Source organism: Azospirillum sp., from assembly GCF_035627195.1.
Lineage (GTDB): Bacteria > Pseudomonadota > Alphaproteobacteria > Azospirillales > Azospirillaceae > Azospirillum.
Genome location: NZ_DASPMG010000174.1, coordinates 1 through 22,557, shown reverse-complemented (window position 1 = coordinate 22,557; position 22,557 = coordinate 1). Strand labels below are relative to the sequence as shown.

Here is a 22,557-nt window from a genome sequence, read left to right as displayed (position 1 = left end):
CGCCGCTGCACCGTCCGTCCAGCCATATGCATGCAAGGCGAACGATATCGGCTCGAATACAAGTACTACGGACTTGTGAGTATTGCCGCCACGTCACTTCTCTGATAACAATATTGAAACGGAACGCTCACGGACGCGAGAGGTGTCGGCATGATGGCGGCAATGAACTCCGCAACGGAACGGCATCGCGAAGCAATCACCGGACTGGAACGGCGGGTCGAACGGGACGAGCGTAACGGTGAGGATGCGACAATTGCGCGCATTATTCTGATGCAGCATTATGCCGCATACGCCGCATCGATGGTCCAGGGAACCGGCGGCAACCTCACCGAACTGCACACCCTGACCGACCGCAACAACGCCATTCCGCTCGCCTGGGCCGACGGCCGCTGCCCCGTGGTGGATTGAGCGTCCGCCAACGGGCGGGCTTCTCCGCCGGATTAGCCGGATGGGGCAGGCAAGGGCCTCGTCCGGCATACGTCCGTCGTAATCGAAAGCCCCCGGCCCGCGTGGGTGCATGCTTCCCTGGCAGCCGTCCCGGCTGCGCATTCCAGGGGGGCATCACATGACCATGTACAGGGTGGCCCTGTTATTGTCCGCCGCCGCGCTGACGGCGGCGATGACCGACGGCGAGATGATCACCAACGCCATGTCGGCGGCACCGCGCGCGGTGTCCGAAACGGCGACGATCATCGCCATGAACGAGAAGGGGGAGGCGCGGACCCTGCGTGAAGGAACGGGCACCTTCACCTGCATGCCCGACAACCCGATGACGCCCGGCAACGACCCCATGTGCCTGGACAGGAACGGCATGGAGTGGGCGAAGGCGTGGATGGGGCGCAAGGAGCCGGAAAAGGGCCGGATCGGCCTGGGCTACATGCTGGCCGGCGGCTCGGACGCCAGCAACGACGACCCCTACGCCACCGCGCCGGCCACCGGCCACGTCTGGGTGGACACCGGCCCGCACGTGATGATCCTGGGCGGCGTCGACGGCATGCCGGGCCACCCGCGCACGGCCGAGAACCCGAAGGTGCCCTACGTGATGTGGGGCGGCACGCCCTACGCCCACATCATGATGCCGGTGGGCGACTCCACCCCGCAGACGGCCGAGGTGCCGACGACCCCGGCCAAGCCGTAGTCCGGCGGTTCCGCGGTGCGGCCCTCAGGCGACCGCACCGCGTCCGTGCGTCTACTCGGCTGAGCCCCACAGGGCCTTTCGCACCGCTTCCGGATCGCGTTCGATGACCTTCAGGTAGGCGCGCGCCGGTCCTTCCGGCTGGCGCCCTTCCTGCTCCCACTTCCGCAACGTGTGGACCGAAAAGCCGAATCGCGCCGCGAATTCGGCTTGGCTGAGGCCCAGGTTCTTGCGGATGCCGCGCACGTCGATGCGTTCCGGAACATGCACCCGGTAGGTGGACGGATCGGCGATACCGTTCAGGATATCGGCCATATCCTGGATCCCGGCCATGATGTCGTCAAACGCGCTCTTGGCCATCTGCCTGCCTTCCATAGGATACGGTGGCTTGCTTCACCGCAGCGGCCAACGCATGCCGCTCTTTCATCGTCAAATCCGCCTGCTCGTTCTTGGCGAAAGCAGTCAGGAGAAAGACCGGCAACCGCTCCGAATGATGATAGTAGATCACTCGGGCGCCGCCGCGCTTGCCTCTTCCGGCGACAGGGATGCGCAGCTTGCGGATGCCGCCGCCTTCCGGGATCAGGTCGCCGGCCAGCGGGTTGGCTGCGATCATGTCCACAATGACCCGACGCTCGTGTTCCGACAGGAAACGCTCTGTTTTCCGCAAATAGGCGGGCGTTTCGATGACGCTGTGCAGGCGGCCGGAATGCATGCCCGATGGTAACCCAGTGGGCGACATCCGGCAACTCGTCTCAAATCATCAAAACGGCCGCCGGGCCTTCAGCGCCGCCGTCAGGGTCCCGTCGTCCAGGTAGTCCAACTCGCCGCCCACCGGCACGCCGTGCGCCAGGCGCGACACGGTGACGTCGGCCGCCGCAAGGCGGTCGGTGACCACGTGCGCGGTGGTCTGGCCGTCCACGGTGGCGTTCAGCGCCAGGATCACCTCCTTCACCGCGCCGTCGCGGGCGCGCTCGACCAGGGAGGCGATGTTGAGGTCGTCCGGCCCCACGCCCTGCAGGGCCGACAGCGTGCCGCCCAGCACGTGGTAGGTGCCGCGGTAGGAGCGCGTGCGCTCCAGCGCCCATAGGTCGCCGGCATCCTCCACCACGCAGATGGTGGAGCGGTCGCGCGTCGGGTCGGCGCAGACGGTGCAGGGGGTGCGCGTGTCGATGTTTCCGCACACCTCGCAGGTGCGGATCGCCTCGGCCGCCAGCGCCATGGCCTCCGACAGCGGCACCAGCAGGCTCTCGCGCCGCTTCATCAGGTGCAGCGCCGCCCGCCGCGCCGACCGCGGCCCCAGCCCCGGCAGTTTGCCCAGAAGCTGGATCAGCCGTTCGATTTCAGGTCCGATCATGAATTCCAGCCGCTTTCCCTATCACGGGAAATTCTTGGAGACACGGATGAACACGAAGAGAAGAACATTCATTTCCTTCATCTGTGTCCATCTGTGTTCATCTGTGTCAAAAATCTCTTTCCCGCAGGGCGCGTTCAGCGGCGGAGTGTTGTTTTGACACAGATGGACACAGATAAACACAGATGAAGAAGATGTCTGTGTGTATCCGTGCCCTGTCCGTGTCCCAATCCCCGCCTCAGAACGGCAGCTTGATGCCCGGCGGCAGCTTCAGGCCGCCCATCAGCTTGGCGGTCTCGTCGGCGACGTGCTGCTCGACCTTGGTCTTGGCGTCGTTGAAGGCGGCGACGATGAGGTCTTCCAGCATCTCGGTGTCCTCGGGGTCGACGATCGACTTGTCGAGCTTCACCTTCCTCAGCTCGCCCTTGCCGTTCACCGTGACGTTCACCATGCCGGCGCCGGACTGGCCGCTCACCTCGATTTCGGCCAGCTTCGTCTGCATTTCGGCCATCTTGGCCTGCATCTGCTGGGCCTGCTTCATCATGTTGCCGAGGTTCTTCATGGCTTATTCGTCTCCAATTTCATCCAACGGGTACAACAGGGCGTCGCGGATATTGATGTCGTCACTGTCGTGTTCATCCGCAACCTCGGCCGCGGCCTGCGCCTCGGCCGCCGCCTTGGTAAGGTCGCGCACCTCGACGATCCTGGCCCCTTCGAAGGCCGCCAGCACGGCGCGCACCACCGGGTGGGCCTGGGCCTCCTCCAGCGCGCGGCGTTCTTCCGCGTCGTCCTGCTCGGCCAGGGTCGGCTCGCCGGGGCGGGTGCTCACCATCACCACCCAGCGCTGGCCGGTCCATTCGGTCAGCAACTGGCCGACGCGGTTGGCGAGGTTGGCGGGCGCCTGCGGCTCGGGGCGCAGCTCCAGCCGGCCGGGCTCCAGCCTCACCAGATGCGCGGCCCCGTACAGCTGGCCGTACAGCGCGCCCTCGCGCTGGTCGGCGAACATCTGCACCAGCGCGCGGTAGTCGCGCGGCATCGGCAGGGTCTCGGCCCCCTCGGCCACCGCCTCGGCCGGGCGCGGCGCGCCCGCGGCCTGGGCCGACCCGTTCGACACGGCGCGCACCCCGCCGCCGGCAATCGCCACCGGCCCGCCGCCGGGCCCGCGCGGCGCGGGCGCTCCCGCACCGCCCCCGTTCTGCCCGGCGTTCTGCAGCTGGCGGATCAGGTCGCCCGGCGTCGGCAGGTCGGCGGCGTAGGCCAGCCGCACGATGATCATCTCCAGCGCCTGCTGCGGCACCGGGGCCGCCTGCACCTCGCCCAACCCCTTCAGCAGCAGCTGCCACGCGCGCGTCAGCGCCGGCATGGACAGCCGGCCCGACATCTCCGCCCCGCGCGTGCGCTCGGCTTCCGGCAGCGAGGGGTCGGCGGACGACGCCGGCACCACCTTCAGCCGCGTCAGATTGTGTACGAGGTCCAGCAGGTCCTGCAGGATCACCACCGGGTCGGCACCCACGCGGTGCAGGTCGGCCAGCGTGTCCAGCGCCTCCGCCGGCTTGGCGGCGATGGCGGCGTCGAACAGGTCGATGATGCGCGCACGATCGGCAAGGCCCAGCATGTCGCGCACCTGCACGACGCTGACGTGCCCGCCGCCCAGCGCGATCGCCTGGTCCAGCAGCGACAGCCCGTCGCGCACCGACCCGTCGGCGGCGCGCGCGATCAGCGCCGCGGCGTCCGGCTCGATGGTTGCACCTTCCTTTTCGGTGATGCGCGTGAAGTGCTCCTTCAGCACGGCGCTGTCCACCCGGCGCAGGTCGAAGCGCTGGCAGCGCGACAGCACCGTCACCGGCACCTTGCGGATCTCGGTGGTGGCGAAGACGAACTTCACGTGGGCCGGCGGTTCCTCCAGCGTCTTCAAAAGCGCGTTGAACGCGCTCTTGGACAGCATGTGGACCTCGTCGATGATGTACAGCTTGTACCGCGCGGCGACCGGCGAATAGCGCACGCCGTCGATGATCTCGCGGATGTCGTCGACGCCGGTGTGCGACGCGGCGTCCATCTCCATCACGTCGACGTGCCGGTCCTCCGCGATGGCGCGGCAGTTGTCGCACACGCCGCAGGGCGTGATGGTCGGCCCGCCCGTGCCGTCCGGCCCGGTGCAGTTCAGCGCGCGGGCGATGATGCGGGCGGTGGTCGTCTTGCCCACGCCGCGCACGCCGGTCAGCATGAAGGCCTGCGCGATGCGCCCGGAATTGACGGCGTTGGTCAGCGTGCGCACCAGCGCGTCCTGCCCGATCAGTTCGTCGAACGTCCTGGGGCGGTACTTGCGCGCCAGCACCCGGTAGGCGAGGCCGTTGCCGGCGGCTCCGGTGTCGCTTGCGGCGGTGGGCGTATCGGTCACGGTGTCGTTCACTGCGGGCGCATCCGGGCGAAGAGACGGCTTGTCACGTCGGCGGCCCGCAGCATAGCGGCACCGCGGCCCGGCGGTCAGTCAAAAACGACGCTGTGGGGAAGAGGGTGGGAGGCTGACTGAACGACCCGAGCCGGAACTCGTTACGGCTGCTTCCTTCCGGACCTGACCGGGTTGGCGAGGGACCCGTCCGCCGCCAACCTCCCAGGCGCAATATCGGCACTCCCGGCCCGGGATGCAAGGCGAATCCGCCGGGGCGGGATCATCCCCTCCATATACTGGCGCGGCGTCTCGCCCAGCGCGCGGCGGAACATGGCGGTGAAGGCGCTGGGGCTGTCGTATCCCGCGCCCCGCGCGGCGGCCGCCACCCCATCGCCGCGCGCCAGCCGCGCCAGCGCCTCGGCAAGGCGCGCCTGCTGCCGCCACGCGCCGAACGTCAGGCCGGTCTCCCGCCGGAACAGGCGCGCCAGCGTGCGCGCGCTGGCCCCGCTGCGCTCCGCCCAGGTCTCCAGCGAATCCGGCCGGGCCGGGTCGTCGACCAGCGCCCGGCACAGCGCCGCCAGCCGCCGGTCGCGCGGCATCGGCAGGCCCAGCGGCACTTCCGGCGCGCGGGCCAGCTCGTCGAGGATCAGCGCGGTGATCAGGGCCGCGCGGCCGTCCGGCGCCGGGTCCCCGCCGGGACCATGATCGGAATCGTCCAGCGCGGCCAGGATCAGCTCGCGCAGCAGGCCGGACACCTGGAGCACGCGGCAGCGTCCGCCGTCGGCGAACACCGGCACGTCGGGGTCGATGTACAGCGTGCGCATGGACAGGTCGCCGGCGATCAGGAAGCTGTGCTCGACCCCCGGCGGGATCCACACCGCGCGCAGCGACGGCACGATCCAGGCGCCCTCGTCCGTGGCCAGCCGCATGGTCCCGGTGATGGCGTGCAGCAGCTGGGCGCGGCGGTGCCGGTGCGGCTCCACCCGCGTGCCGTGCGGGTATTCCTTGGCCATGGCGACGACGCGGCCGGGCAGGTCGTCGGGATCGGTGATGCACATGCAGGTGTGTCCGTTTCGCGACGATCTATGGCCGGACGCAGTCTACCGGACACACGTATCCTCGGTCCAGGTCCAACCCAGAAAGAGAAAGGAGCGCCGCCATGACCGCCGCCTCGCGCCGGGTCATCGCCTTCGTCAACGCCGGCCACGTGATCGACCACCTGCACATGCTCATCCTGCCCACCGCGGTGCTCGGCATGGGCGACGCCTTCGGCCTGTCGTATGGGGAGCTTCTGGCGCTGTCGCTCGGCGGCTTCATCGCCTTCGGCGCGGGCTCCATCCCCGCCGGCTGGCTGGGCGACCGGTGGAGCCGGCGCAACATGATGGCGGTGTTCTTCCTGGGCATCGGCGCCGCCACGGCGCTCACCGGGCTGGCGGACACGCCCTGGCAGCTGGCCGCCGGGATCACCCTGGTCGGCGTGTTCGGGTCGATCTACCACCCGGTCGGCACGGCCATGCTGACCGCGCACGCCGGCCGGCTGGGACGGGAGATCGGCATCAACGGCGTGTGGGGCAACCTGGGCATCGCCGCGGCGGCGCTGGTCGCCGGCGGCCTTACCCAGTGGTTCGGCTGGCGGATGGCCTTCGTGGTGCCGGGCGTGGTGGCCGTCGCCGTCGGGCTGCTGTTCCTGGCGCTGGTGCCGGACGCGCCGGCCCCCGCGCGGGCGGCGGCCCGGACCACGGCCAACCTGCCGCGCGGCGTGGTGGTGCGCGCCTTCTCCGTGCTGGCGGTCACCACGGTGGCGGGCGGCGTGGTGTTCAACGCGGCCACCGTGTCGCTGCCCAAGCTGTTCGACGAGCGTCTGCTGGCGGTGGCCGGCACGCCGCTGGGCGTGGGGGCGCTGGTGTCGGCGATCTACGCGCTGGGGGCGACGTCGCAGCTCATCATCGGCCACCTGCTGGACCGCTACACGCTGCGCCGCGTATTCCTGCCGCTGGCGGCCTTGCAGGCGCCGGGCCTGCTGCTGGCCGCGACGGTGGAGGGATGGGCGCTGGTGGCCCCCGCGCTGCTCATGATGTTCGCCATCTTCGGGCAGGTGACCATCAACGACACCATGGTCGCCAAGTACACGACCGAGTCCTGGCGTGCCCGTGCCTACGCGGTGCGCTACTTCGTGTCCTTCGCGGCCAGCGCGCTGGCCGTGCCGCTGGTCGGCGGCCTGCACGCGGCGGGCGGATTCGCGGTGGTGTACCAGGTGCTGGCCGCCTTCGGCCTCGCCATCGTCCTGGCCGCCGTCGCCTTCCCGCACCGCCCGGACGAGCTGGAACCGGCCCCGGCCCCGGCGGAGTGAGGGCGTGCTTCAGTTGCTGATGCGCGCCCGTTGGTCGGGCATGGCCTTCAGCGTGGCCAGGATGGCGTCGGTGCCCTCGCCCCGCGCGCACAGGCCGGTGGCGGTCTCGCCGAAGTCCACGAGGCTGTGGAACTTCGGCGCGGGCGCGCGTTCCAGCGGCACCAGCCACGCCGCGTGCCCGCGCGCCGCCAGCCCGTCGAAATAGAGGCGCTGGGTGCGGAAGAACACGTTGGTCTCGCGCGGGTCGCCGATCACGAACACGCGCCGCCCCGGGTCCTTCGGGATGCGGTCGAGCGAGTCGTAGGGGTCGAACCACGTCTCCGGCCGGGCCAGCGCCGGGTGCCGGTGCGCCTCCAGGTACGCGCGGTAGGCCGCCCCGCCGGACGCGATCACGGCGCACCGCACGTCGCGGCGGCGGGCCAGGAACTCGGCCGTCAGCGTGCCCCCGGCGCTGTGCCCGCCCAGCGCCCACGACGCGATGCCGTAGCGCGCCTTCAGCGCGTCGAGGTGGGCGTTCATCAGCGCCGCCTCGCGCGGGGAGTGGCGCATCGTCCAGAACGTCCCCGAGCTGCCGTAGGCACCCGGACGCGCCAGGAAGACGAAGGGCACCTGGAAGCGGTCGGACAGCGCCTGCTCCTGCGCGATCATGGCGGCGACGCCCAGCCCTTCCTGGTGGCCGATCTGCGTCGGCCTGGAGCCCATGATGTCGCCGTGCATCCACGCCGCCACGATGGGGTTGACGCCGGGACGCAGCCCGGCGGCGTAGTAGCGCAGGCACTCCCCCTTGCTGTCCCCCTCGTTGTCCAGGGTGACCCAGGTGGCCGTCTCCTGCGCCTCCAGCTCGGCGCAGCGCTCCCGCGGGATGGTGATCCCCGCGGCGACGGCGGCGTTGGTGAACATCTCGCCGCTCGGCCGCGACTGCGCCGCCGCGGCCGCCGGCAACAGCAGAAGCGACGCGAGCAGGCAGGCGAGGCGCCTCATGCCACGGTCTTCCGTCCGCCCGCCCACGCCCGCAGCTCGTCCGCCAGCCGGTCCACCACCGGCGCCCAGGCGCCGGGCTGCGGCTGGCGGAAGATGCGCATGGTGGGATACCACGGGCTGTCCTCCCGCTCCGCCAGCCAGCGCCAGCAGGCGTCGTAGCGCGACAGCATCCACACCGGCTTGCCCAGCCCCCCGGCCAGATGGATGACCGAGGTGTCGACGCCGATCACCAGATCCAGGTTGGCGATCAGCGCCGCCGTGTCGGCGAAATCGCCGACCTCGTCCATCCAATCGACCAGATCCATGCCGGCCGGCGGGGTCTTGGCCTGCGGCGCGGTCTCCTCGCCCTTCTGCAGGCTGACGAAGCGCACGCCCGGCACGCCGGCCAGCGGGGCGAACTGCTCCAGCCGCATGGAGCGGCGGCGGTCGATGGCGTGGGCGTTGATGGCGTTGCGGCGCGGGTTGCCGGCCCACACCAGCCCCACCCGCAGGGCGCCGTCTTCCGCCAGCCTCGCGCGCCAGCGCTCCACCGCCGCCGGGTCGGCGTGCAGATAGGGCATGCCGGCCGGGATCGTCTCCAGCCGCGTGCCGAAGGCCAGCGGCAGGCTCAGCAGCGGGCAGTGCGCGTCGTACTCCGGCCGCGGCTCGCCCTGGGCGATCACGCGCTCCAGGCCCGGCGTGCGGTCCAGCAGGCGCCTCAGCGGCCCCGGCACCTCCAGCACCACGCGGGCACCCCGCGCCGCCACCATGGGCGCGTAGCGGACGAAGTGCAGCGTGTCGCCGAAGCCCTGCTCGGCGTGCAGCAGCACGGTCTTGCCCGCCACCTCCTCGCCGCGCCACACCGGGCCGGGCGGCAGGAACGCGTCGCCGGTTTTCCAGCGCCACTCGTACGTCGCCCAACCGCGCGCGAAGTCCCCCCCGTGCAGCATCGTCAGCGACAGGCCCAGGTGCGCGGCGGCGTGGTCCGGCGTCAGCGCGATGGCCGCCCGGTAGGACGTGGCGGCGTCGGCGTGGCGGCCCTGCTCCAGGTACGCGTTGCCCAGGTTGTGGCGCGCCGGGGCCAGCGCCGGGTCCAGCGTCAGGGCGCGGCGCACGGCGACGAACCCCTCGGCGAAGCGGTCGTACTCGCGCAGGGCGTTGCCCATGTTCGAATAGACGCGCGGGTAAGTGGGATCCAGCGCGATGGCGTTGCGGTAGGCGGCGACGGCGCGCTCCGGCTCCCACAGGTCGACCAGGACGTTGCCGATGTTGATGTAGGCGGCGGCGTAGCCGGGGTTGAGGCGAATCGCCGCGCGGTAGGCGTCCGCCGCCTCCCGCCACTGCCGGCGTTCGGCCAGCGCGATGCCCAGGTTGTAGTGCGCCTGCGGGAATCCGGGCGCCAGCCGCACCGCCGCCCGCGTCTCCGCCAGCGCCTCGTCGAAGCGCCCGGCCTGCTTCAGCGCCACGGCGAGGTTGTAGCGCGCCTGCCCCTCGTCGCGCACCGCCAGCGACCGGCGGATCAGCCGTATGCCGCCCGCCGGGTCGCCCATCTGGGTGGCGAGCACGCCGGCCATGTGCAGGGTGTCGGGATCGGCGGGGTCGAGCGTCAGGGAGCGGCGGTACAGCGCCTCCGCCTGTCCCACCCAGCCGGCGGTGTGGAGTTCCAGCGCGCGCCGCAGGTCGTTTCGGGCGTCGGGAGCGTCGGCGGGGGCGGCGTCGGCGGTCATGGCGGGTCCGGAAAGGGCGAGTTCCGCGCGGACACTACACCTTTCCGTGCGCCCCCGTCACCACGCCGCAACGATCAGGCGCCACGCGCCATAGCCCAGCCCGGCGACCAGCGCCCAGGACCCGGCGATCAGCACGCCCCACAGCAGCACCAGCCCGGGTCCGCGCAGCCGCTCCTCCCGCGGTTCCGGCCGCGGGCCTGCGTGCAGGGGATCGGCTTCGGCCGCGTCCGACGGCGCCTCGCGGCCGGGGGCCAGGGGGCGCTGCAGGGTGGTGGGGTCGGATGGGCGCATCGGGGGTGCCGCGTGTTGTCCGGGCGTGCATCACTCTACCCCACCTTTGCGCGGGTGGGATGGGACCAAAAGGGGCAACCCCGCTTAACAGCGCCGGCGCGCACCGGTTCCCCCGCCTCAACGCCCACGCGAAAAAGGCAGGCGCGAAAACGGGCGGGAACCACCGTCCCCGCCCGCTCCTTCACCGTACGTCCAAACCTTACTTCTTCAGCGCCGCCACACCCGGCAGGTCCTTGCCTTCCAGCCACTCCAGGAAGGCGCCGCCGGCCGCCGAGACGTAGGAGAACTTCTCCTCCACGCCGGCCGCGGCCAGGGCCGCCACCGTGTCGCCGCCGCCGGCCACCGACAGCAGGCGGCCTTCCTGCGTGCGCTCGGCCACCAGACCGGCCACGGCGTTGGTGCCGGCGTTGAAGGGCACCAGCTCGAACGCGCCCAGCGGGCCGTTCCACACCACGGTCTTGGCGCCCTGCAGCTTCAGGCCCAGGAACTCCACCGTGGCCGGGCCGACGTCCAGCGCCATCTCCTCCGCGCCGATGGCGTCGGCGGCCACCGCGCGGTGCGCGGCGTTGGCCTTGAACTCCTTGGCGACGATGAAGTCCTTCGGCAGCAGGATCTCGCAGCCGGCGGCCTTCGCCGTCTCCATGATGGCGCGCGCCTGATCGGCCATGTCCTTCTCGCACAGGCTGGCGCCCACGTCGGTGCCCTGCGCGAACAGGAAGGTGTTGGCCATGCCGCCGCCCAGCGCCAGCATGTCGACCTTCTTCACCAGGTTGCCCAGCAGGTCCAGCTTGGTGGAGATCTTGGCACCGCCGACGACGGCGCACACCGGCCGCTCCGGCTTCTCCAGCGCCTTGGTCAGCGCCTCCAGCTCCGCCTGCATCAGGCGGCCGGCGGCGGCCGGCAGGTGCTTGGCGACACCCTCGGTCGAGGCGTGCGCGCGGTGCGCGGCCGAGAAGGCGTCGTTCACGTAGAAATCGCCCAGCTCCGCCATCTGCTTGGCGAAGGCCGGGTCGTTCTTCTCCTCCTCGGCGTGGAAGCGGGTGTTCTCCAGCAGCACCATTTGCCCCGCCTGGATGCCGGCAATGGCGGCCTTGGCCTTGTCGCCGACGCAATCCTCGGCGAAGGCGACCTCCTGGCCCACGGCCTTCGACAGCTCCGGCAGGACCTGACGCAGCGAGTTCTTGGTGTCCGGCCCGCCCTTGGGGCGCCCGAAGTGGGAGAGGATCACCACCTTGGCGCCCTTGGCGGCCAGTTCCTTCAGCGTCGGCGCCAGACGGTCGATGCGCGTGGTGTCGCTCACCTTGCCGTCCTGCACGGGCACGTTCAGGTCGGCGCGAACCAGCACGGTCTTGCCGCTCACGCTCAGGTCGTCGATGGTGTTGAAGTCGCTCATGGCCACTGACCCCAGAAGGTTCGAATCCGGCGCGCAACGAAGCACAGCCCGCCCCGCTTTGCAACGCCCGCCGGCAGGGGTAACGCCCCCTCCAAACGGGTAGGCGCGCATCGCCGCGGGCGGTGCCCCGTCCCATCTTCTTCCCATGACCGACGCATCGCATCGACTCCGTTCCGTGGAACGCTTCGCCTACGCCGCGTCACAGGCGGCGCGGGTGGCCTGGTTCTTCGGGCAATACGCGGTGGCCGCCCGCCTGTCCGGGCCGGCGGTGCCCCGCGCCAAACGGCCGCAGGGCCTCTCCTTCCCCGACACCCGCGGCATCCTGGCCGAGCTTCGCGCGCTGATGGAGCGCGACCTCGCCAACATCGCCGCCGGCACCTACCGCATGCCGCACGACCTCGTGCCCGATCCGGCGCGGGTGCTGGCCGACGCCGCCGCCTTCTTCCGCGACCTGCCGCAGGTGTCGCGCCGCCGCCGCGCCGGCATCGGCTTCGAGGTGCGCGAGAACCCGCCGCCGGGTGCCGAAAACCTGCCCCCCTACTACCGCCAGAACTTCCACTTCCAGACCGACGGCTACCTGTCGGCGCGCAGTGCCCGCCTCTACGACCATCAGGTGGAGGTGCTGTTCGGCGGCGGCGCCGACGCCATGCGCCGGCAGGCCCTGGTGCCCATCTTCGAGCACCTGAGGCACCGCACGCTGGCCGACTGCCGCCTCACCGACGTGGCGGCCGGCACCGGCCGCTTCCTCACCTTCGTCAAGGACAACTGGCCGCGCCTGGACGCCACCGCCATCGACCTGTCGCACGCCTACCTCACGGAAGCACGGCGCCGCCTCGCCCCCTGGGCGCGCACCACCCGCGCCGTGCAGGCGGCGGCCGAGGCGCTGCCGCTGCCCGACGCCAGCCAGGACGTGGTCACCTGCATCTACCTGTTCCACGAACTGCCGCGTGGCGTGCGCGCCCGCGCGGCGGCGGAGATCGCGCGGGTGCTGAAACCCGACGGCATCGCCGTGTTCATCGACAGCCTGCAGCGCGGCGACAATCCCACCATGGACGGGTTGCTGGAGCTGTTCCCGCTGGCCTTCCACGAACCCTACTACGCCGACTACGCGGCCCAGGACCTGGGCGCGCTGTTCGCCGGGGCCGGCCTGTCCGTGCGCTCCTCCACGCTGGCGTTCCTGTCGAAGGTGATGGTGCTGGCGAAAAATTCTCCGAGCGCGCCGTCATAAAACCGCAACAAAACTGTAAACCAACCCTGTCTAGGCAGTGCTGCGGTCGTCGGTGTACAAGGAGTGCGCAAGGTTCGACACCGAACGACCGCTTGTGCTGCCGGATAGGGTGGGGGATTGGAATGGCCCGCGTGCGCCATGGCTGAGGACACCAACCGCGAGACGGAGCTGAAGCTCGCCGTCCGCCCGGAAGATCTGGATCGGCTGCGCGGCGCCCCCGTCCTGAAGGAGCGCGGCAAGGGCAAGGCGGTCACCAAGCAGCTGGAAAGCACCTATTTCGACACGCCCGACCTGCGTCTGGTGCGCCGCCGGGTGACGCTGCGCGTGCGCCGCCAAGGTGCCCAGTACATCCAGACCGTCAAGGGCGCGGTGGCCGACGACGGCGGCCTGTCGCGCGACGAATGGGAATGGCCGGTGCCCGGCCCGGCGCCCGACCTGTCGCTGATCACCGAACCGGCGGCCCTCCAGCAGCTTGGCACGCTCGCCGCGTCGGACCTGGAGCCGGTGTTCGCCAGCCACATCCGCCGCACCGTGCGCATCCTGAACGGCGCCTCCTCCACCATCGAGCTGGCCATCGACGAGGGCGAGATCCGCACCATGGCCGGCGCCGTGCAGCCGGTGGCCGAGCTGGAACTGGAACTGAAGGGCGAGGGCGACCCGGCCGACCTCTTCGCCGTGGCACTCGAACTCGCCAAGGTGGCGCCCCTGCGTGTCGAGGTGCGCACCAAGGCGGCGCGCGGCTACGCGCTGGCGTCCGGCGCCGCCGACGGCCCGGTGCGGGCGGAAAAGCTGGCCCTCGACCCCACCGTGACGGTGGAAGGCGCGCTGTGCCGCATCGTGCGCAGCTGCCTCAATCACCTCGCGGCCAACGAGGCGTGCTCGCTGAAGGGCGCCGATCCCGAAGGCATCCACCAGATGCGCGTGGCGCTGCGCCGCCTGCGCTCGGCGCTCGCCCTGTTCCGCCCCTTCGTGCCCGCCGAGCAGTACGACTGGCTGGTCGGCGAGGTGAAGTGGCTGGGCGGCCACCTGGGTCCGGCGCGCGACTGGGACGTCTTTCTCACCGAACTCTACGCCCCCGTGCGCGACGCCTTCGCCCAGGCCGGCGAGCACAGCGCCGCCCAGCTCACCGAACTGCACGCCCTGGAGGCGGCGGCCGAGGCACGCCGGGTGCGCGCCTACCAGGGTGCGCGCGAGGCCATCCTGTCGGCCCGCTACGGCGCCTTCCAGCTGGAGCTGACGGCGTGGCTGGAGGCGCGGCGCTGGCGCAGCCAGCCGGTGAGCGAGCAGTCCGCCCGCCTGTTCGAACCGGTGGACACCCTGGCCGGCGACCTTCTGGCCCGCCGCCACCGCAAGGCGCGCCGGGCCGGCAAGGGCTTCGCCACGCTGTCGGTGGACGACCGCCACCAGCTGCGCATCGCCTTGAAGAAGCTGCGCTACGCCGCGGAGTTCTTCCGCCCGCTCTATTCCGACAAGGCGGCCCGCCGCTACATCCAGCAGCTGGCCGGTTTCCAGGACGCGCTGGGCCACCTGAACGACGTGGCGACGGCGACGCGCCTGCTGCGCGACCTGCACGACGACGGCAGCCCGGCGGCACCGGGCGAGCGCCGCGCCGCCGGCATCGTCATCGGCTGGCTGGCGCGCGGCATGGTGGACGCGGAGCCGGCGCTGGTCGCGCAATGGGAGAGCTTCGAGGACGCGAAGCCCTTCTGGACGCGCGGTGCGCGGGGATAACCATTTTTTCTCCCTTCCCCTGCTCCGCAGGGGGAGGGAAGGGGCCCACGAAGTGGGAAGGGTGGGGGCCGGTTGTCCGCAAGGATCAGCGACGCAACGGCTGGCGACGAAGGCGCTGATCAAAAGATAAGAGATTGAGAGATTCAGAGATATAGAGAGTCATGTTGACGCCATGGTGTTGTGCGGAGCCTTGGAAGAGATAAGATCGCAAAATCTCTCAATCTCTGAGCCTCTGATTTCTTGACCTGGATCTGTATCGCCAGCCGACACGCCGCTGATCCTCGCGAGCATCCCGACGCCATCATGGCTTCCAGGCGCTATAGGCGGATCAGGACGACGCCCAGGATCAGGGAGGCGGCGCCGGCCAGCCGGGTCGGGCTCACCGGCTGATGGGGAAGCCCGAGCAGGCCGAAGTGGTCGAAGGCGAGGGAGCCGAGCATCTGGCCGACGACGATCAAGGCGAGCACGGTCGCGGCACCGAGGCGCGGGACCATGAAGATGGCGGTCGCGATGAACATCGCCCCGAACAGCCCGCCGGTCCATGACAGCCACGACGTGGACCCGGTCAGCAGGTCGGGCAGCCGTGGCCCCGGGGCGGTCAGCGCCACGGCCAGCATCGCCACCATGCCGACGAAATAGCTGACGAAGCCTGCCCACCAGGGCGACCCCAACTCGGCCCGCAGGGTTGCGTTCAGGACCTGCTGCAGGGCGACGCTCACCCCGGCGCCGATCACCAGAAGGTATGAAAACGCGGACAACGCAACCGTCATGCCCCACTCCCCGGCAACGCGCGGGGACCGTCTCGGCGTCCCGCTCTCGGGTGGACGGATAGCAGGCGAGGGCCGCCGCGGTCTGGAACGGATGTGACCTACCCCGCCCGGTATCGACCGGGGGTCACGCCGAACGCGCGCCGGAAGCAGCGGCCCAGGTGGCTTTGGTCGGCGAAGCCGGTTTCCGCCGCGACCGCCGCGATGGGCTCGCCCGCCCGCAGCAGCCGTCGCGCGTCGTTCAGTCTCTGCAGAAGCCAGAACGCGTGCGGCGGCATCCCGTGGCGCCGCTTGAACTGGCGGGAAAAGCCCTCGCGGCTCATACCGGCGCGTCGCGCCACCTGGCCCACGGCCTCCCACGGTTCGCTTTCCGCGTGCCCGCCCGCCGGACCCGCAAGGCTTCCGGCGGAACACCTATGATCGTCGACAAGGACCGTGAGGTCATGCCAGCCGATATGCCCCGTCCTCCGCCAGTGACGGGCCAGACTGGCGATCAGGTCGCGCGCCGCGTGCAGTCCCGCTGGCGTGTACAGGTTGATGCAGACGACCTCCGACGCTTCGGACAGCGATCCGTGGGGCGTTCCTGCGGGGATGTGCAGGCCATGGCCGGGAGCGACCTCGAACACCTCGTCGCCGATGACGAACCGGCGCGTTCCCGACAGGACGAAGGTCAGCTGGTCTTCGTCATGGAAATGGGCCGGCAACGCCACGTCGAGCCCGCGCACCGCGCCCAGTTCGACGATGCTGCTGCCCGGCGGGCGCCAATAATCCCAGGTTTCGTGAAAGCCCGGAGCGGAATTGGGCCTCATCGGAAACAGAGGCGATGCCATCGGTGCGCTGCTCCGTATCGTCCGGCGTGCACAAGACGCGCCCCGGTCACCCTCCCGCACCGCGCGTGAAGCCCTCCACAGCCGCTCGCAAGCCTCGCGACCGCGTTCCGCCTGATGCCGTCAGAGCCGGCCCATCAATGCGGGGGCTCGGCGTGGCCGCCGCCGGCCGCCTCGTGGCGGTCGTAGTGGCTGTTGATCATGTAGAAGATGTACGCCACGCAGCCGATGAACACCAGGAACCCGCCCCAGTAGAACGCTTGGTCCTGCGCCCGCGACGCCGCCAGCAGCCCGATGAACGCCAGGAATCCGACGACCCCGCCGGTGATCCACTTGCCCGCGCCTTCCACGATCCGCTCTCCCCTCGCCAGCGCGCCGTCGTTGCGGCGCCTCGGGCAGGAAGAGTGATGCAAGACCACGAATGAATCAATCGGCGACGCGCCGGCAGGGCAATCGCTCGAAAGCCCCTCCCCCTTGGCGGGGGAGGGGTTGGGGAGAGGGGGATTACGGCCGGATGGCCGGAAATGAGACCTTCTGCGACCTGCCGGTCGCCAGCCCCCTCTCCCCAACCCCTCTCCCGCAAGGGGAGAGGGGCTACGGCCCTCCGATTGACAAAATTCCTACTGACGATCATGATGAATGCGACAATGCCCCCATCCCCCGCTTTCTCCGTGCCCGTCCCGAACCCCGGCCGAAAATGGCGCCGGTGAGACAATGCAACACCTGCCGGAATCCGTTGCATCCTGTTGCATCCGGTTGCATTTGCCCGGCCCTCACGGGGCCGCCGGCGGAATGTGACGCCCCCGTGAAAGGCGTATCGCCGCGTATCATTGGGTAACATTTCCTGCCGGAGGGGGGCTACGCCGGCAGGTCCAGGGCGAAGGTGGTGCCCGCCCCGGTGCTCTCGACCAGCCGCAGGTCGCCACCGTGCGCCCGCGCGATCTCCCGCGCGATGGCGAGGCCAAGGCCGACGCCGCCCGCCCGCGCCGATCCGGCGAAGGGCTCGAACAGGTGCTCGCGCGCCCGGGGCGGCAGGCCGGGGCCGGTGTCGGCCACGGTCAGGGTCACCCGGCCGCTGGCCGGCGCCGCCGCCACGGTCACCTGGTCGGCGCCCGCCTGCACGGCGTTGCGGCCCAGGTTGACCAGCGCGCGGGCCAACTGGTCGCGGTCGGCGGCGACGGTCAGCCCGGCCGGCACGGCGTTGACCCAGGCGGCCTCCGCCCGCACGCCGTCGGCGCGCAGGCCGGCCTGCACCTCCGGGGCGACCTCGTCGACCAGGGCGGCCAGCTCCACCGGCTGGCGGCGCAGCGGCAGCACGCCGTCGCGGGTGTAGGACAGCGTCTGCCCGCACAGGTCCACCGCGCGGTCCAGCGCCGCCATCAGCCGCGGCGTGACCCGCCGGGCCTCCGGGTCGGCGCTCTCGCCCAGCCGTTCGGACAGCAGCGACGCGGTGGCCAGGATGCCGCGCAGGTCGTGGTTGATCTTGGCCACCGCCGTGCCCAGCGCCGCCAGCCGCTCGCGCTGGCGCAGCGCGGTGCGCACGGTGTCCTGCATGTCGGCCAGTTCGTGCAGGGCCACGCCGATCTCGTCGCCGCGGCCGTTCGCCGGGGGCGGCGGCGCCGTCTCCGGCGCGCGGGCGAAGGCGACGACGCTTGCGGTCAGGCGCCGCATGGGCCGCACGAACAGTGCGTTCAGCGCCAGGAAGACCAGCCCGGCGGTGATCAGCGAGATGACCACCGACAGCGCCAGGATGCGCACCGCGAAGTCGCGCATGGCCTCGGCCATCGGCGCCTCGTCCATCACCACCTCGACCCGCAGGCGGGCGTCCTTGGGCGACGGGCCGACAACGCGGATCGCCCGCCGCTCGGTCCGGGCCAGGGCCGAGAAGGCGTCGGCGATCAGCATGACGAAGCCGCTGTCGCGCAGGTCGTACGTCGCGTCCACCTCTGGGGGCATGGAGCGGGCCAGCATGTAGACGCGCGAATCGGGCTGCACGAGGTCCACCGCGTGCGCGCCCACGTGGGCCAGCAGCTTGGCGGTCAGGGCCTCCGTCACCATGCGGTCGGGGGCGGCCTCCACCGCCAGCGCCGCGAGGTGCCCGGCGGCCAGCCGCTCCTCCAGGTGGGTCAGGCGGAAGCGCGCCACGGACGGGGTGAAGATCAGCACCTCCGCCAGCATGACGAACAGCACCGTCAGCACCAGAAGCTTGGCGGACAGGCTGCGGGCAAGGGGCGGCATCGGCATGGCCGGAATGGTAGGCCAGAGCGCGCCGCTTGCCTACGACGCAGCGCGGACCTGCGCCGGGGTGACGCCGTAGACGCGCTTGAACCAGCGCGTCAGGTGCGCCTGGTCGGCGAACTCCGCCTCCGCCGCCACGTCGGACGGGGCGTGGCCGGAGGCCAGCAGGTGCTTGGCCTGCTCCAGCCGCATCAGCCGGGCGTACTCGCCGGGTGCCAGGCCCACCGTGCGGCGGAACAGGCGGGCGAGGTGCGGGCGGGTCAGGCCCAGCTCCTGCGCCAGCGCCTCCACGTCCGGCCGGGCGCCGGCCCGCTGGAGCGCGGCGCACAGCTTGGCGATGCGCGGCTCGCGCCGCTCCGGCCGCTCCAGCGGCGCGCTGCCGCCGTCGGCGTGGAAGGCGCGGAGCGCCGCCGCCACCACGTCGTCGAAGGCCGGCGTGCCCGGCGCCATGTCGTCGTCGGTCAGCCGTCCGGCCAGCGCCGGGTCCAGCAGCACCGGGCGGGGGGTGCGCGGCCCATGCTCGGGCTGCAGGCGCAGCACCTCCTCCACCAAGGCGGTGGGCAGGTACAGCATGCGCATGTCCAGCCCGGCGCGGCCGACGCTGGCGGAATGGACGGCGTAGGCCGGGATCAGCACGAGGTCGCCCGGCACCGCCGTCCAGCGTCCGCCGGAGCAGGTGAAGTTGCAGAGCCCGGCACGGATGGCGCCCAGCGCCCAGCGGTCGTGCCAGTGCGGGGCGAAGCGCATGGGCGGGTGCGTGCCGCTGCGCACCTCGACGCCCCGGTGGGTCTCGGCGGTCTCCAGCCTTGCCTTTGCCGTCACGGCACCTCCCCGTCGGCGACGCGCGAGATGGTCAGCGCGAAGCATCCGGCCGACGCGTCCACCACCCGGTTCGGCGCCAGCGCCGCCAACTCCTCGCGCGGGGAGTCGAAGAAGTCAAGCGAGGCGTCGGCGGCGAAGCTCGGCCCGAACTCCTTGGCGTCGGCCGCCATGCGGACCAGCCGGGGCTGCGCCGCCTGCGGGCCGCCGATCAGGCTGGGCAGGCCGGTCAGCCCGTAGGTCGGCCGGGCCAGCAGGCCCAGCCGCCGCCCCTCGCCGCCGGTCAGCGTCAGCGCCGCCTGCGCCAGCCGCCGGTCCTTCACCGCCAGCGAGGCGCCCAGCCGCGTGCCCGCCTGCGCCGGCGCCGCCGCCGGGTGATTGAGGGGATAGGAGCGGGTGAGCCACACGCTGCCCAGCTTCTTGGGCAGGCCCTGCAGCCAGCCGCGCACCATGGAGATGTCCTGGTCCACATAGATGAAGGGGCAGAAGTTGACCGGATCGCCGCGCCGCTCCGCCTCGATCAGGACGAAGAACTCGCGGTATTGGGCGTAGACGGGGTCGAGCAGCTCGCTGCCATCGGTGGTCGCCTGCCAGTCGCAGAAGTGCGCGGCCGCACAGCCGGTGGCGCGCCCGAAGCCTTCCGGCAGGAACAGGTTCGCCACGGCCGGGTCCAGCTCGTAGGCGATGGAGAACAGCCAGCCGGCGTAATGCCAGGGCGGTGCCGGGGCGAGGGAGGAGCGGCCGTCGGGCGTGAAGGGCGGGGTGAAGCCTTTGAGCATGGCGGGGTTCCCAGTTGCGTCGCCCGCCAGGATGGCCCGCCGGCCGGGCCGCCGTCTTGAACGCCTTTGACCCCTCAGCCGGCCGCCGCCGGCTCCTCCGGCAGCACGCGGTTGCGGCCCCCCCGTTTGGCGCGGTACAGCGCCTCGTCGGCGCGGGCCAGCATCGGGTCGATGTGGTCCTCGCCCTTGTGCAGGGTGCTGACGCCGATGCTGACGGTAAAGGTGAAGCTCGGCCCGTCCGGCGCCTTCACCGCGGTCACGGCCAGCGAGCGGCGCAGCCGTTCGGCCAGCAGAACGGCACCGGGCAGCGCCGTCTCCGGCAGCAGCACGGCGAACTCCTCGCCGCCCAGCCGGCCCAGCACGTCGCACTGGCGGATCAGGTGGCGGGTGGTGCGGACGTTCATGCGGATCGCCTCGTCGCCGGCCGCGTGGCCGTGCGTGTCGTTGATCCGCTTGAAGAAATCGATGTCCAGCATCATCGCCGACAGTTCGCGGCCATAGCGGCGCGCGCGCATCACCTCCTCCGCCGCGCGGGCCATGAAGCGGCCGCGGTTGAGGGCGCCGGTCAGCGAATCGGTCGTCGCCAGCCGCTCCAGCTCGCGCTGCATGTCCACCACGCGGGACGCGGCGAGCAGCCGGGCGCGCAGCCACGCCCAGTCCAGCGGCTTGCGCAGGAACTCGTCGGCGCCGTTCTCGACCACCTCGAAGAACTGGTTGGTGATGCTGCCGGGGATCATCAGCATCAGGTACAGGTGCTTGGCGCCCTGCGCAGCGCGCAGGTGCCAGCAGACCTCGACGCCGTCCATGTCGGCGACCTTGAAGTCGACCAGGACGACGTCGAACGCCTCCTCCTGCACGCGGGCCAGCGCCTCGGCGCCGCCGGGAGCCCAGGCCGCGTCGTAGCCCATCGTGGCAAGCTGCTGGCACAGCGCCGTGCGGGCCATGCGGGAATCGTCGACCACCAGGATGCGCAATCCGGCCTCCCTGCGCGGCTTCTGCCTGCGCCGCGACAGTGAAGCGCGCCCCCCTTTAAGGAAGGGTTACACATGCACCCCGCGACCGAGCGGAAATTAGCCGAACCAGGAAAGGAAGCGTACCAACAACCGCGTGCGCGGCCCGAACAGGACGGGCGTGAAGAAGGCGCCGGCCGCCCGCTTGCCGGCCTCCGCCAGGGTGGGGTAGGGCAGCAGCAGCCCGGCCACGTCGTGCACCCGCATCCCCTTGGACAGCGCCAGACACCACAGAGCGATCTGCTCGCCCGCGTGCGCGCCAACGATGGAGGCGCCGAGGATCCGGCCGCCGGGCAACGCCACCACCTTGGCCAGTCCCTCCGCGGCACCTTCCGCGCGGGCGCGGTCGTTCTCGGCGAAGGGCGCGCGCAGCACCCGCACGTCGCCGTGCCGCTCGCGCGCCTGCGCCTCGGTCAGGCCGACGTGGGCCAGTTCGGGGTCGCTGTAGGTGACCCACGGCACGGCCGTACGGTCCGCCCGCGCAGGCCAGCGGAACAGCGCGTTGCGCACGACGATGCCGGCCTGGAAACCGGCCATGTGCGTGAAGGCCGGCCCGCCGGTGACGTCGCCCACCGCGTAGACGCGCCGGTTGGTGGTGCGCAGCCGGGCGTCCACGGTGACGCCGCCCTTCGTCGTCTCGATGCCGGCAGCCTCCATCCCCAGACCTTCCACGTTGGCCCGCCGCCCGGCGGCGACCAGCAGGTCGGACCCTTCGATCCGCCGGCCGTCCTCCAGCACCCCGGCGACTCCGTCGCCGGCCCGCCCGACGCTGGCGACGCCGGTGCCCTCGATCAGGTCCACCCCCTCGGCGGTCAGGCGGTGGCGGACGACCTCCACCAGCTCCGGGTCGTCCTTCGGCAGCAGGCTCTGCTTCTCGACGACGGTGACGCGGGCGCCCAGGCGGCGGTGCGCCTGCGCCATCTCCACGCCGATCGGCCCACCACCCAGCACGATCAGGTGCCCCGGTGCCGTGGTGCGCTCGAACACCGTCTCGTTGGTCAGGTACGGCACCGAGTCGAGCCCCGGAATGGGCGGCGCCAGCGGGCGCGAGCCGGTCGCCAGCACGAAGCGCCGCGCGCGGATCCGCACCCCGCCCGCCTCCACCGTGCCGGCATCGACGAAGCGGGCGGGGGCGCGGATCACCCGCACGCCCAGCCCCTCGAACCGCTCCTGGCTGTCGTGGGGGGCGATGGCGGCGATCGTGCGGTGGACATGCGCGTGCACGGCGGCGAAGTCGATGGCCGGTTCGGGACCGGTTACGCCGAACCGCCCGGCGGTGCGCATTCCCTGCGCCGCCCTGGCGGCGGCCAGCAGCGCCTTGGACGGCACGCAGCCGGTGTTCAGGCAATCGCCGCCCATCCGGTGTTTCTCGATCAGCACCACGGAGACGCCAAAGGCCGCGGCGCCGGCCGCCACAGTCAGTCCGGCGGCACCCGCGCCGACCACGCAAATGTCGGGAGTTAGAACGTCGCTCATGGAAAAATCAGCCTAGCGCCCCCTCCCCGCCTTGCCGAGCGCGGCGCCATCGGCGGACGAGGACAGGGACGAGTGCCAGCGCTCCC

Annotated in this window: 22 protein-coding genes, 1 other RNA gene and 1 pseudogene; 5 read left to right on the top strand and 19 right to left on the bottom strand. The window is 71.4% G+C overall.

The genetic code is table 11. The features are described from left to right. Nucleotides 1-150: 150 nt before the first annotated feature. A complete protein-coding gene (locus tag VED21_RS15855; protein ID WP_324883645.1) occupies nucleotides 151-408 on the top strand; it encodes a hypothetical protein in 258 nt (85 codons plus the stop codon). Nucleotides 409-565: 157 nt separating this feature from the next. Beyond that, entirely contained in the window at nucleotides 566-1,138 is a 573-nt protein-coding gene (locus VED21_RS15850) for a hypothetical protein (protein ID WP_324883643.1), read from the top strand. Nucleotides 1,139-1,189: 51 nt separating this feature from the next. Here VED21_RS15850 and VED21_RS15845 read toward each other — a convergent pair whose 3' ends face one another. The 7 genes and pseudogenes from VED21_RS15845 to VED21_RS15815 all read right to left on the bottom strand — a co-directional run. Then, nucleotides 1,190-1,495 (bottom strand): helix-turn-helix domain-containing protein, encoded by a 306-nt coding sequence (locus VED21_RS15845; protein WP_324883641.1) that lies wholly within the window; start codon nucleotides 1,493-1,495, stop codon nucleotides 1,190-1,192. After that, nucleotides 1,476-1,847 carry a type II toxin-antitoxin system RelE/ParE family toxin gene (locus tag VED21_RS15840; protein WP_324883639.1) on the bottom strand — a complete coding sequence of 124 codons (372 nt, stop codon included), beginning with the start codon at nucleotides 1,845-1,847 and terminating at the stop codon, nucleotides 1,476-1,478. Before VED21_RS15840 ends, VED21_RS15845 begins: the two co-directional genes overlap by 20 nt. A 48-nt stretch (nucleotides 1,848-1,895) precedes the next feature. Then, nucleotides 1,896-2,489: a recombination mediator RecR gene (gene recR / locus VED21_RS15835; RefSeq protein ID WP_324883637.1), complete on the bottom strand. Its 594-nt coding sequence runs from the start codon at nucleotides 2,487-2,489 to the stop codon at nucleotides 1,896-1,898. Nucleotides 2,490-2,724: 235 nt separating this feature from the next. Then, nucleotides 2,725-3,048 carry a YbaB/EbfC family nucleoid-associated protein gene (locus VED21_RS15830; protein WP_324883635.1) on the bottom strand — a complete coding sequence of 108 codons (324 nt, stop codon included), beginning with the start codon at nucleotides 3,046-3,048 and terminating at the stop codon, nucleotides 2,725-2,727. 3 nt (nucleotides 3,049-3,051) lie between these two features. Further along, nucleotides 3,052-4,884: a DNA polymerase III subunit gamma/tau gene (locus VED21_RS15825; RefSeq protein WP_324883691.1), complete on the bottom strand. Its 1,833-nt coding sequence runs from the start codon at nucleotides 4,882-4,884 to the stop codon at nucleotides 3,052-3,054. Nucleotides 4,885-5,000: 116 nt separating this feature from the next. Beyond that, nucleotides 5,001-5,098, bottom strand: an RNA gene (gene ffs / locus VED21_RS15820) — signal recognition particle sRNA small type. 124 nt (nucleotides 5,099-5,222) lie between these two features. Further along, a pseudogene (locus VED21_RS15815) lies at nucleotides 5,223-5,888 on the bottom strand (AraC family transcriptional regulator); the annotation flags it as partial. A gap of 146 nt (nucleotides 5,889-6,034) precedes the next feature. Between VED21_RS15815 and VED21_RS15810 the strand changes: the two are divergent. After that, the gene (locus VED21_RS15810; RefSeq protein WP_324883633.1) at nucleotides 6,035-7,225 is read left to right on the top strand and encodes an MFS transporter; all 1,191 of its coding nucleotides are present in this window, start codon (nucleotides 6,035-6,037) and stop codon (nucleotides 7,223-7,225) included. A 9-nt stretch (nucleotides 7,226-7,234) separates the two neighbouring features. On the opposite strand, the gene VED21_RS15805 is transcribed toward VED21_RS15810, so the two are convergent. From VED21_RS15805 to VED21_RS15790, 4 genes are all read right to left on the bottom strand, one after another. Next, nucleotides 7,235-8,206: an alpha/beta hydrolase gene (locus VED21_RS15805; RefSeq protein WP_324883631.1), complete on the bottom strand. Its 972-nt coding sequence runs from the start codon at nucleotides 8,204-8,206 to the stop codon at nucleotides 7,235-7,237. After that, the gene (locus VED21_RS15800) at nucleotides 8,203-9,912 is read right to left on the bottom strand and encodes a tetratricopeptide repeat protein (RefSeq protein ID WP_324883629.1); all 1,710 of its coding nucleotides are present in this window, start codon (nucleotides 9,910-9,912) and stop codon (nucleotides 8,203-8,205) included. Before VED21_RS15800 ends, VED21_RS15805 begins: the two co-directional genes overlap by 4 nt. Before the next feature lie 57 nt (nucleotides 9,913-9,969). Continuing rightward, complete coding sequence (locus tag VED21_RS15795) at nucleotides 9,970-10,203, bottom strand: hypothetical protein (protein WP_324883627.1); 234 nt, start codon at nucleotides 10,201-10,203, stop codon at nucleotides 9,970-9,972. A 199-nt stretch (nucleotides 10,204-10,402) separates the two neighbouring features. Then, on the bottom strand, nucleotides 10,403-11,596 hold the full coding sequence (locus VED21_RS15790; protein WP_324883625.1) for a phosphoglycerate kinase: 1,194 nt from the start codon (nucleotides 11,594-11,596) through the stop codon (nucleotides 10,403-10,405). Nucleotides 11,597-11,771: 175 nt separating this feature from the next. On the opposite strand from VED21_RS15790, the gene VED21_RS15785 reads away from it, so the two are divergent. Further along, nucleotides 11,772-12,824: a class I SAM-dependent methyltransferase gene (locus VED21_RS15785; protein ID WP_324883623.1), complete on the top strand. Its 1,053-nt coding sequence runs from the start codon at nucleotides 11,772-11,774 to the stop codon at nucleotides 12,822-12,824. Nucleotides 12,825-12,962: 138 nt separating this feature from the next. Then, a complete protein-coding gene (locus VED21_RS15780; RefSeq protein ID WP_324883621.1) occupies nucleotides 12,963-14,555 on the top strand; it encodes a CHAD domain-containing protein in 1,593 nt (530 codons plus the stop codon). Nucleotides 14,556-14,872: 317 nt separating this feature from the next. Here the strand turns inward: VED21_RS15780 and VED21_RS15775 are convergent, their stop codons facing one another. From VED21_RS15775 to VED21_RS15740, 8 genes are all read right to left on the bottom strand, one after another. Further along, nucleotides 14,873-15,325 carry a DMT family transporter gene (locus tag VED21_RS15775; protein ID WP_324883619.1) on the bottom strand — a complete coding sequence of 151 codons (453 nt, stop codon included), beginning with the start codon at nucleotides 15,323-15,325 and terminating at the stop codon, nucleotides 14,873-14,875. A 98-nt stretch (nucleotides 15,326-15,423) separates the two neighbouring features. After that, complete coding sequence (locus VED21_RS15770; RefSeq protein ID WP_324883617.1) at nucleotides 15,424-16,152, bottom strand: helix-turn-helix transcriptional regulator; 729 nt, start codon at nucleotides 16,150-16,152, stop codon at nucleotides 15,424-15,426. 134 nt (nucleotides 16,153-16,286) lie between these two features. Then, nucleotides 16,287-16,499: a hypothetical protein gene (locus VED21_RS15765; RefSeq protein WP_324883615.1), complete on the bottom strand. Its 213-nt coding sequence runs from the start codon at nucleotides 16,497-16,499 to the stop codon at nucleotides 16,287-16,289. 508 nt (nucleotides 16,500-17,007) lie between these two features. Then, nucleotides 17,008-18,393, bottom strand: coding sequence for a HAMP domain-containing sensor histidine kinase (locus tag VED21_RS15760; RefSeq protein ID WP_324883613.1), 1,386 nt, complete (start codon nucleotides 18,391-18,393; stop codon nucleotides 17,008-17,010). A gap of 33 nt (nucleotides 18,394-18,426) precedes the next feature. Further along, nucleotides 18,427-19,209: an AraC family transcriptional regulator gene (locus VED21_RS15755; protein WP_324883611.1), complete on the bottom strand. Its 783-nt coding sequence runs from the start codon at nucleotides 19,207-19,209 to the stop codon at nucleotides 18,427-18,429. Further along, the gene (locus VED21_RS15750) at nucleotides 19,206-19,985 is read right to left on the bottom strand and encodes an acetoacetate decarboxylase family protein (RefSeq protein WP_324883608.1); all 780 of its coding nucleotides are present in this window, start codon (nucleotides 19,983-19,985) and stop codon (nucleotides 19,206-19,208) included. The genes VED21_RS15755 and VED21_RS15750 overlap by 4 nt, the downstream gene beginning before the upstream one ends. Before the next feature lie 74 nt (nucleotides 19,986-20,059). Beyond that, the gene (locus tag VED21_RS15745; RefSeq protein ID WP_324883606.1) at nucleotides 20,060-20,959 is read right to left on the bottom strand and encodes a diguanylate cyclase; all 900 of its coding nucleotides are present in this window, start codon (nucleotides 20,957-20,959) and stop codon (nucleotides 20,060-20,062) included. A 96-nt stretch (nucleotides 20,960-21,055) separates the two neighbouring features. Continuing rightward, nucleotides 21,056-22,471: a dihydrolipoyl dehydrogenase family protein gene (locus VED21_RS15740; protein WP_324883604.1), complete on the bottom strand. Its 1,416-nt coding sequence runs from the start codon at nucleotides 22,469-22,471 to the stop codon at nucleotides 21,056-21,058. Between the last annotated feature and the right edge of the window lie 86 nt (nucleotides 22,472-22,557).

Excerpts from the sequence above, each read along its gene's own strand:
- recR (WP_324883637.1), bottom strand. The coding sequence starts at position 2,489 with ATGATCGGACCTGAAATCGAACGGCTGATCCAGCTTCTGGGCAAACTG.
- VED21_RS15855 (WP_324883645.1), top strand. The coding sequence starts at position 151 with ATGATGGCGGCAATGAACTCCGCAACGGAACGGCATCGCGAAGCAATC.
- VED21_RS15830 (WP_324883635.1), bottom strand. The coding sequence starts at position 3,048 with ATGAAGAACCTCGGCAACATGATGAAGCAGGCCCAGCAGATGCAGGCC.
- VED21_RS15850 (WP_324883643.1), top strand. The coding sequence starts at position 566 with ATGACCATGTACAGGGTGGCCCTGTTATTGTCCGCCGCCGCGCTGACG.
- VED21_RS15840 (WP_324883639.1), bottom strand. The coding sequence starts at position 1,847 with ATGCATTCCGGCCGCCTGCACAGCGTCATCGAAACGCCCGCCTATTTG.
- VED21_RS15805 (WP_324883631.1), bottom strand. The coding sequence starts at position 8,206 with ATGAGGCGCCTCGCCTGCCTGCTCGCGTCGCTTCTGCTGTTGCCGGCG.
- VED21_RS15810 (WP_324883633.1), top strand. The coding sequence starts at position 6,035 with ATGACCGCCGCCTCGCGCCGGGTCATCGCCTTCGTCAACGCCGGCCAC.
- VED21_RS15770 (WP_324883617.1), bottom strand. The coding sequence starts at position 16,152 with ATGGCATCGCCTCTGTTTCCGATGAGGCCCAATTCCGCTCCGGGCTTT.
- VED21_RS15750 (WP_324883608.1), bottom strand. The coding sequence starts at position 19,985 with ATGCTCAAAGGCTTCACCCCGCCCTTCACGCCCGACGGCCGCTCCTCC.
- VED21_RS15775 (WP_324883619.1), bottom strand. The coding sequence starts at position 15,325 with ATGACGGTTGCGTTGTCCGCGTTTTCATACCTTCTGGTGATCGGCGCC.
- VED21_RS15740 (WP_324883604.1), bottom strand. The coding sequence starts at position 22,471 with ATGAGCGACGTTCTAACTCCCGACATTTGCGTGGTCGGCGCGGGTGCC.
- VED21_RS15845 (WP_324883641.1), bottom strand. The coding sequence starts at position 1,495 with ATGGCCAAGAGCGCGTTTGACGACATCATGGCCGGGATCCAGGATATG.
- VED21_RS15795 (WP_324883627.1), bottom strand. The coding sequence starts at position 10,203 with ATGCGCCCATCCGACCCCACCACCCTGCAGCGCCCCCTGGCCCCCGGC.
- VED21_RS15790 (WP_324883625.1), bottom strand. The coding sequence starts at position 11,596 with ATGAGCGACTTCAACACCATCGACGACCTGAGCGTGAGCGGCAAGACC.
- VED21_RS15760 (WP_324883613.1), bottom strand. The coding sequence starts at position 18,393 with ATGCCGATGCCGCCCCTTGCCCGCAGCCTGTCCGCCAAGCTTCTGGTG.
- VED21_RS15780 (WP_324883621.1), top strand. The coding sequence starts at position 12,963 with ATGGCTGAGGACACCAACCGCGAGACGGAGCTGAAGCTCGCCGTCCGC.
- VED21_RS15800 (WP_324883629.1), bottom strand. The coding sequence starts at position 9,912 with ATGACCGCCGACGCCGCCCCCGCCGACGCTCCCGACGCCCGAAACGAC.